The sequence below is a fragment of the Streptomyces sp. NPDC044064 genome, assembly GCF_056434245.1.
Genome location: NZ_JBWKFN010000035.1, coordinates 100124 through 107703, shown reverse-complemented (window position 1 = coordinate 107703; position 7580 = coordinate 100124). Strand labels below are relative to the sequence as shown.

13 protein-coding genes are annotated in these 7580 nt (G+C 70.6%); 12 read left to right on the top strand and 1 reads right to left on the bottom strand.

Features of this window, described 5'->3' with window-relative positions; all coding sequences use genetic code 11:
- Positions 1–267 precede the first annotated feature (267 nt).
- Positions 268–735 carry an NUDIX hydrolase gene (locus tag AC07DS_RS39275; protein WP_479153397.1) on the bottom strand — a complete coding sequence of 156 codons (468 nt, stop codon included), beginning with the start codon at positions 733–735 and terminating at the stop codon, positions 268–270.
- Between the two features lie 18 nt (positions 736–753).
- Here AC07DS_RS39275 and AC07DS_RS39270 point away from each other — a divergent pair, with 18 nt between their 5' ends.
- From AC07DS_RS39270 to repSA, 12 genes are all read left to right on the top strand, one after another.
- The gene (locus tag AC07DS_RS39270) at positions 754–1533 is read left to right on the top strand and encodes a GntR family transcriptional regulator (protein ID WP_479153395.1); all 780 of its coding nucleotides are present in this window, start codon (positions 754–756) and stop codon (positions 1531–1533) included.
- 140 nt (positions 1534–1673) lie between these two features.
- Positions 1674–2030, top strand: a complete 357-nt coding sequence (locus tag AC07DS_RS39265; RefSeq protein WP_479153393.1) for an SCO3933 family regulatory protein — start codon at positions 1674–1676, stop codon at positions 2028–2030.
- Between the two features lie 2 nt (positions 2031–2032).
- Positions 2033–3385, top strand: coding sequence for an FtsK/SpoIIIE domain-containing protein (locus tag AC07DS_RS39260; RefSeq protein WP_479153391.1), 1353 nt, complete (start codon positions 2033–2035; stop codon positions 3383–3385).
- Positions 3386–3467: 82 nt separating this feature from the next.
- Positions 3468–3632: a hypothetical protein gene (locus tag AC07DS_RS39255; protein WP_479153389.1), complete on the top strand. Its 165-nt coding sequence runs from the start codon at positions 3468–3470 to the stop codon at positions 3630–3632.
- Positions 3632–4300, top strand: coding sequence for a DUF2637 domain-containing protein (locus AC07DS_RS39250; protein WP_479153387.1), 669 nt, complete (start codon positions 3632–3634; stop codon positions 4298–4300). The genes AC07DS_RS39255 and AC07DS_RS39250 overlap by 1 nt, the downstream gene beginning before the upstream one ends.
- A gap of 21 nt (positions 4301–4321) precedes the next feature.
- Positions 4322–4513 carry a mobile element transfer protein gene (locus AC07DS_RS39245; RefSeq protein ID WP_279551317.1) on the top strand — a complete coding sequence of 64 codons (192 nt, stop codon included), beginning with the start codon at positions 4322–4324 and terminating at the stop codon, positions 4511–4513.
- Between the two features lie 11 nt (positions 4514–4524).
- Positions 4525–4683 carry a hypothetical protein gene (locus AC07DS_RS39240; RefSeq protein ID WP_380880610.1) on the top strand — a complete coding sequence of 53 codons (159 nt, stop codon included), beginning with the start codon at positions 4525–4527 and terminating at the stop codon, positions 4681–4683.
- A 23-nt stretch (positions 4684–4706) separates the two neighbouring features.
- Positions 4707–5033, top strand: coding sequence for a SpdD-like protein (locus tag AC07DS_RS39235; RefSeq protein ID WP_479153385.1), 327 nt, complete (start codon positions 4707–4709; stop codon positions 5031–5033).
- A gap of 90 nt (positions 5034–5123) precedes the next feature.
- Positions 5124–5675 carry a GGDEF domain-containing protein gene (locus AC07DS_RS39230; RefSeq protein ID WP_479153383.1) on the top strand — a complete coding sequence of 184 codons (552 nt, stop codon included), beginning with the start codon at positions 5124–5126 and terminating at the stop codon, positions 5673–5675.
- A gap of 85 nt (positions 5676–5760) precedes the next feature.
- Complete coding sequence (locus tag AC07DS_RS39225; RefSeq protein WP_479153381.1) at positions 5761–5955, top strand: hypothetical protein; 195 nt, start codon at positions 5761–5763, stop codon at positions 5953–5955.
- Positions 5952–6194 carry a hypothetical protein gene (locus AC07DS_RS39220; protein ID WP_479153380.1) on the top strand — a complete coding sequence of 81 codons (243 nt, stop codon included), beginning with the start codon at positions 5952–5954 and terminating at the stop codon, positions 6192–6194. Before AC07DS_RS39225 ends, AC07DS_RS39220 begins: the two co-directional genes overlap by 4 nt.
- Positions 6191–7579: a replication initiator protein RepSA gene (repSA, locus tag AC07DS_RS39215; protein WP_479153378.1), complete on the top strand. Its 1389-nt coding sequence runs from the start codon at positions 6191–6193 to the stop codon at positions 7577–7579. The genes AC07DS_RS39220 and repSA overlap by 4 nt, the downstream gene beginning before the upstream one ends.
- The last annotated feature ends 1 nt before the right edge of the window (position 7580 follow it).

Here is a 7580-nt window from a genome sequence, read left to right as displayed (position 1 = left end):
TCCCGACCGGCAATGAGTCGAGACTTCCGCGGCAGCTGCATCCCATGTCTGACCAGCGGAATCCACACATGAGCTTCGGAAAGAGAACGACCTCTAAAGCCGTGGAGCCGACCGCCCCAGCCACAGAGGGTGTCTCCCACTTCCTGCCCGCAGTCGCCGAGTGCGCCGCCGGGCGCGGCCAGCCGGGGCGGAGACAGGAGGCAGGCCGCGCCGCAGAGGCGGCGCGCGCCCGCGCCGTGCGCGGGCCTTGATGAAGTAGGGAAAGTCTTATCCCGCCTGGATGAGTCGCCGTCCGTCGTGGCTCCTCACGTGGGGGCCGTTACCATCTAGGGCGTCCAAGAGCCTGATCGCGAAGACCTCGGACATGCGCTCTGCCACCTCTTCGGGCGTGAGCCAGTCGACGGCCGTCGACTCACTGGACGTACGCTCGCTGCCGCCCGAAGGCTTGCAGCGGAAGACCAGGGCCACGATGCCTCGGGTCGTGTTCTTGTACACGCCGGTGAGTTCGTCCACCTCGACGTGGATGCCGGTCTCCTCCAGGACCTCGCGGGCGACGCCGGCCTCCGGGGTCTCCTCGAGTTCGAGTACGCCGCCGGGGAGTTCCCAAGTGCCGTTGTCGGCGCGGCGGATCGCCAGGAGTCGGCCGTCCTCGCGCACCACCACTCCGGCGACGGACACGGAGTGCAGTGGCGTTGACTGGCCTTCCTGGGCGCTGTTACTCATGTACAGGAGCATAGGAGGAAGAGAAGGACTATGGGAACCGCGGTAGGAGGTGAGAGGTCCGTACCTCGGTACGTACAGATCGCCGAGGAGATCGTGCAGCAGATCCGGGCGGGTGTCCTCAAGCCTGGTGAAATGGTGCCGAGTGAGTCCGAGCTGGTCGAGCGCTACGGCGTTTCGGGCGGCACGATTCGCAAGGCCATGGTTGAGGTGCGTGCCAGCGGGCTCGTGGAGACCCGTCACGGCAAGGGCTCGATCGTGAAGGATCGCCCGCCAGTGCGGCATCGGTCCTCCGATCGCTTCCGGCGCTCACATCGCAGGGGTGGGAAAGCGGCCTACCTCGCCGAGTCCGCGCAGTCTGGTGCCACGGCCAAGGTGAGCGTCCTGTACATCGGCCCCATGGAGGCCCCCGAGGAAGCCGCCCGGCGACTGGGCGTCCCCGCCGGCACCCAGGTGCTTGCCCGCCGTCGCCTCTACTTCCGCAACGGCACCCCCGTCGAGACGGCGACGTCGTACCTCCCGTGGGACGTCGTGAAGGACATCCCTGAGCTGTTCGCGGAGAACCCGGGCGGTGGCGGCATCTACGCCCGACTCGAAGACCACGGGCACGAGTTCGCCGAGTTTGTTGAAACCCTGCAGGCGCGTCCGGCCTCGAAGGCGGAGGCCTCCGAGCTTGCGCTGAGCGCTGGGGCACCACTGGTTCATCTGATCCGTGAGGCTCGCACGACCGAGGGGCGCGTGGTCGAGGTCTGCGACACCCTCATGGCCGCTGACCAGTTCGTTTTCGAGTACCGGATTCCCGCCGAAGACTGACGCGCGCTCAACTCCACTCAGCCCGCCGCGAGTTCTTCTTCGTGGCGGGTTGACTCATGTACAGGAGTCGTGCACTCTTCTTCATGTCACTCATGTACATGAGTGGTGGAGTTCAACCCCTATAGAGGAGTGATCCCGCAGTGCGTCAGATCCCCGTCGACACCTCCACCGCGACCGTGATGGTCGCCAAGACCCCGCAGATCAAGCTCAAGGACCGCCGCAGCGGGGAGATCGCCACCGACGCCGAGACCGGCGCGAAGCTGCTGACCGTGGACGTGATGTTCGCGGCGAACGACGAGGTCGAGATCCTGTCCATCACCGTTCCCGAGCCCGGCATCTCGGGTGAGCTGACCATGGGCACGCCGGTCGCGCTCACGGGCCTGATCGCCCGGCCGTGGGAGAACGACTTCAACGGGCAGAAGCGGCACGGCATCGCGTTCCGCGCCGTCGCGGTCACCTCGCTCGCGGAGGCTGCCGCGAAGCCCAAGGCGGCCTGACCGTGACCGTCTTCACGGTCGCGCTCGTGTTGGTCGTCGCCACTGCGGGTCTCCTGCGGTGGCGGCGTCCCGCCTGGTACTGGCTGACCTTCGGGGTCGCCCTCGCCGCCCTGCGGGTCCTCGTCCGCTACGGCTCCGTCATGGACGCTTGCGGGCTGACCGTTCCGCCATCGCGCTGGCGGCTGGCGTTAGCCCGGATGACCAACCGGCCCGTGCCGGAGTCCCGGCCGCCGCGCATCCTCCGGCTGCGCCCGACCCGGACCGGCCTGGTCCTGCGTCTCAAGCTCCGGCCCGGTCAGGATGCCTTCGACATCGCCGCCGCCTCGGACCGGCTGCGGCACTCGTTCTCGATGTACGGCGTCACCTGCCGGGAGCTGCGCTCCGGTGTCGTAGAGGTGCGGATGACCGGCTACGACGTCCTCAAGCGGGTGCAGATGCCCTCCAAGCTCGACGTCCGTCTGATGCGGGTCCCGGTCGCCCTGCGCGAGGACGGTGCGGTCCACTACCGCGACTACCGGGCGATACCCCACGCCCTGACCCTCGGGGCCACTGAGTCCGGCAAGTCCGTCTACCAGCGCAACCTGGTCGCTGGCCTCGCTCCGATGGACGTCGCCCTGGTCGGGATCGACTGCAAGCAGGGGGTGGAGCTGTTCCCGCTGGCCCGCCGGTTCTCCGCGCTCGCCGACAACCCCGACACCGCCGCCGAACTCCTCGATGCCCTCGTGGCTCGGATGGAGGACGTCTACCAGCTCATCCGAGCCGAGCAGCGCATCACCTCGGCCGTTCCGGACGCGGAGATCGCCGCCGACATCTGGGACCTGCCCGACCACCTGCGCCCGACCCCGGTCGTGGTCCTGGTCGATGAAGTTGCCGAACTCGCCCTGAGCACGAAGAAGAACGACCCGCGACGCGATCGGATCATCAAGGCACTGGTCCGTCTCGCCCAGCTCGGCCGGGCCGCCGGCATCTACCTGGAGATCTGCGGGCAGCGCTTCGGCTCCGAACTCGGCGATGGCATCACCATGCTCCGCGCCCAGCTCACCGGCCGCACCGCGCACCGCGTCAACGACGAAGCCTCCGCCAAGATGGCCTTCGGCGACATCTCACCCGATGCTGTCCTGGCCGCCATTCAGATCCCCGCCGAGATGCGCGGGATCGCCATCGCTGGTGACTCGACCGGCGGCTGGCACCGCATCCGCGCCCCGCACACCTCCCTGCGCCAGGCCGTCAACGTCTGCAACCGGCACGCCGACCGCACCCCGGAGCTTCCTGAACTCGCGCCGTTCCGGCCTGCGTTGTCTGGTGCGCCCGAGGCCTCGGTGTCGCTGTCCAAGACGGCTTCTGCTACGGCCTGACCATCCCTCTCTCCGGTCGGCGTGACCGCCTTCGCGCCAGGTCCCTGCCCCCTCCATGCCTGATGAAGGGAGAACCCCCGCCATGTGCCCCGACTGCGAGGACTTCGCCCGCACCGTGCTCCTCCTCGGACAACTCGCCCTCTACGCCGACACGGCTGGCGCTGACCTCGACTTCGTGGACGCCGTCAGCCCCTGTCTGGCCGCCTCGCTCCCCGAGCCGCCCGGAACCTCCGCCGAGGAGTCCTGATGGCCGCCCGCCTGCGCATCGACGCCGTCCTGGTCCAGGCCGTCATCGCCGGAGCCCTGTCCTTCGCCCACCTCCATGACCTGGCCTCCGCAGCCGGGCAGGACGGCTGGAAGGCCTGGGCCTACCCGGTCAGTGTCGACCTGCTCCTGGTTGCCGCCTGGCGCCGCCTCCGCTCGGACGGCCCGTCTCGGCTGGCCTGGTGCTGGTTTCTGATCGCGCTGTTCGCCTCGCTCGGCGCCAACGTCGCCACCGCCGGTTTCCTCGACCTGGCCGACCCGCCCGCTCTGCTCCGCCTCGGCATCGCCGGATGGCCCGCACTGGCCTTCCTCGGCGGCACCCTCCTCGCCCACTCAGCAGACCACCAGATCTCGAATCCGCCGGCACCCGCCCCGGCCCCGGAACCCGCACCGGTCACCAACGTGGAGCCGGAACCCGAGCCGGTGCCTGATCCGGAGCCCGCCCCGGCTTTGACGGAAGAAGCTCCAGCCCTACCGGCCGCTGCACAGGCCGCCGCGCCCGCGGTGCCTGCCGTCCTCGTCGACCACGCCCGCAAGGTCGCCGACGAGTACCGCGACCGCACCGGCGCCCCGATCGACACCGACACGCTGCGCGCCCGCCTCGGCGTCCCGCCCCACCTCGCCGACGCCATCGCCGCCCAACTCGCCTGACCAGGGGGGAGAACCACGGCTATGCCCGCCCGAGACCACTTCCACTCCGTGATGCGGATCGGCCCGGTGCAGATCGGCACCCACCGCGACCGCAACGGCCAGACCAAGCACGCCGCCGTCTGCAGCTCCGACGGATGCGGCTGGTCCGCCGACTACTCCAGCCAGTCCGCCGCCCAGCTTGCCGCCCGCACCCACCGCTGCAAGGTCCGCTAGGAGACACCGCCATGCAGGTCCCGCTCTGGTTCGCCCTCGCCGTCGTCGGCTACCTCGGCGTCAAGTTCCTCCGCCCGCCCTGGTGGCTCGTCGCCGTCCTCCTCCTGGGCGGCTACCTCCTCGCCGACAGCATCCTCGCCCCCGCCATCGACACCGCCATCAAGAAGTAACCGCACGCGAAGGGAGAGCCGCCATGTTCCGCCCGAAGATCCCGACCATGCCGACCCCGACCGGCCTCGTCCCCCCGCTCACCGCCGTGGAGCCGACCGAGGTGGTCCAGCACGCCTCCACCGCACCCGCCCCGGCCCCTGCTCCGACAACTCAGGGCACGTCCAAGCCCACCATTCAGCTCAGCCCGGGCGCCGTGATCGCCCTGGTCTGCGGCGGCACCGCCGTGGTCCTGGTCGTCGGCGCCGTCCTCGTCTCCATGCTCCTCGCCGTCGCCGTCACCGGCGCGTCCGTCGCCATCTGTGCCCTGGTCATCCGCTCCCTGATCAACGCCGAAGCCAAGCGCCGCTGATCAGCCTCTGAGGCGACGCACAAGCCGCCAAGCACGCCGCCGCCTCCGGGACCGGACTGCTCAAGCAACCGCCATCGCCAAGGAGAACCCATGGACCCGCAGATAACCGTCAGCATCGTGCCGTTACTCGGCTGGGCCGTGCACGGCGGCATCCTCACCCGCCGTCTCGCCACCGCCCGCCGCGACCCGCTCACCGGCCTGCACACCTGCGCCGGATGGACCGCCCGCGCAGAACACCTCATCCGCCGGCACCAGACCGCCGCCGTCCTCCTGGTCGACCTCGACCACTTCAAGACCCTCAACGACACCCACGGCCACGCCGCCGGAGACGCCGCGCTCACCGCAACCGCCGACCGGCTGCGCACCTGGTGCGGACACAACGGCACCGCCGGGCGCCTGGGCGGGGACGAGTTCGTCGCCGTCGTCCGCGACCTGGCCGCCGCCGACTTCGACGCGCTCATCGCCGCGCTACACCGACCGCTGCCCTACAACGGGGCGTCGCTGCCGCTGGCCGCCTCGGTCGGTGCCTGCCCCATCGCCGTGCTGCCCGCGCCTTCCCTGACCGGTGCTCTCGCCGCCGCTGATGCGGCCATGTACGCGGCCAAGGGCCGTGGCCGCCGGGGCTCCCGCGCCTCTCGCTGACCAGCCGCCGGGTGGCGCACAAGCCGCCAAGCACGCCGCCACCCGGGGCCGTTCCTCCCAACCGCAATCGAAAGGAGCCACCATCATGGCCCAGCCCACCCCGCCCCCGCCGAGGATCTGCCCGGCCTGCGACGGCTTCGCCTCCGCCGCCATCACCCTCGGCGGCCGCGACGCCCACGGCCACCTGCGCACCATCACCGCCCACTGCCCGGCCTGCCACGGCACCGGTACCACGCCGCTGCGTCGGCCGCGTGCTATCGCGTGGGAGGGGGCGGCGTGAAGAGCCTCACCACATCCGCCCACATCGAGCCGGACACCACCAGCCGCGTGAACGTCTTCCCCCGCACCGGCAGCGGCGGAGCCTTTGTGAGCCTGCGTATCGGCGGCGACCTCATCGACGTCGCGTTCATCGCCCATCCCGGCACCGCTGACGCCCTGCGCGCCCTGGCGCGGGCGGCCGACGAAGCCGCCAGCGTTCTCGACCAGATCGCCGCTGACGAGCAGGAGGGAGCCGCGTGACCAACCCCGCGACCTTCGCGGGCCTGGACCCGATCACCCTGGGAGACCTCCTCAGGGTGGCCGGGTCTCCGGGCTTCGACCGCTGGCAAGACCAGATCCGCCGCACCGGCGGCTGCGCCGACCCCATCCACCTGACCGGCTGGACCCTCCACAAGGACAAGACCACCGGCCAGACCCTGCACCACTACAGCACCGAGAACGAGCCCGGCGGACGGCTCCGCGTCGCCTGCGGAAACCGCCGCGCCTCCCGCTGCCCCTCCTGCGCTTGGACCTACGCAGGCGACACCTACCACCTCATCCGCGCAGGCCTCGCCGGAGACGACCGCCGCGACATCCCCGCCACCGTCCGCGACCACCCCCGCGTCTTCGCCACCCTCACCGCCCCGTCCTTCGGCCCGGTCCACAACCGCCCCGACCAAGGCATCTGCCGCTGCGGCACCCGCCACCAAGCCGACGATCCCGCCCTCGGCACCGCCCTCGACCCGGCCACCTACGACTACGCGGGCGCCGTCCTCTTCAACAACCACGCCGGACAGCTCTGGCAGCGCTTCACCACCCGCCTACGCCGCGAGATCGCCACCCGCGCCGGACTCACCCGACGCGAACTCCCGGACCACCTCCGCGTCTCCTACGGGAAGGTCGCCGAGTTCCAGAAGCGTGGCGCCCTGCACTTTCACGCCGTGATCCGACTCGACGGCCCCGCCGGACCAGACACCCCACCGCCCGCCTGGGCCACGGTTGACCTGCTCACCGACGCGATCCGGGCCGCTGCCGCGCATTCCTACACCTCGGTCTCGGTGCCAGCCGCCGAGGACCAACCCGCCCGCACCTTCCGCTGGGGCACCCAGCTCGACGTCCGCCCGGTCAAGGCATTCGGCGACGGCTCCCAGATCACCGAACAGGCCGTTGCCTCCTACGTCGCCAAGTACGCCACCAAGGCCGCCGAGACCACCGGCACCCTCGACCGCCGCATCGGCGAACTCTCCGAACTCGACCGCCACCAGGTCCCCGACCACACCCGCCATCTGATCAAGGCGTGCAAGGAGCTCGACCCGCTCTACCCCGACCGCCGCCTGTGGGCCTGGGCCCACATGCTCGGCTTCCGCGGCCACTTCTCCTCGAAGTCCCGCAGCTACTCCACCACCCTCGGCACCCTCCGCCAGGAACGCGCCGACTACCGAGCCACCCAGGAGCGCGAGGCCCTCGGCCTGGACGACGCCGAGCCCGACACCGTCCTGGTCCTGGCCGACTGGCAGTACGCCGGACACGGCCACACCCCCGGCGAATCCGCCCTCGCCGCCACCATCGCCCGTGACCTCCAGCTCAACCGCGAGACCGCCCGTGAAGCCCTACGCGATCAACTCACCGACGAAAGGGAACGCTGAC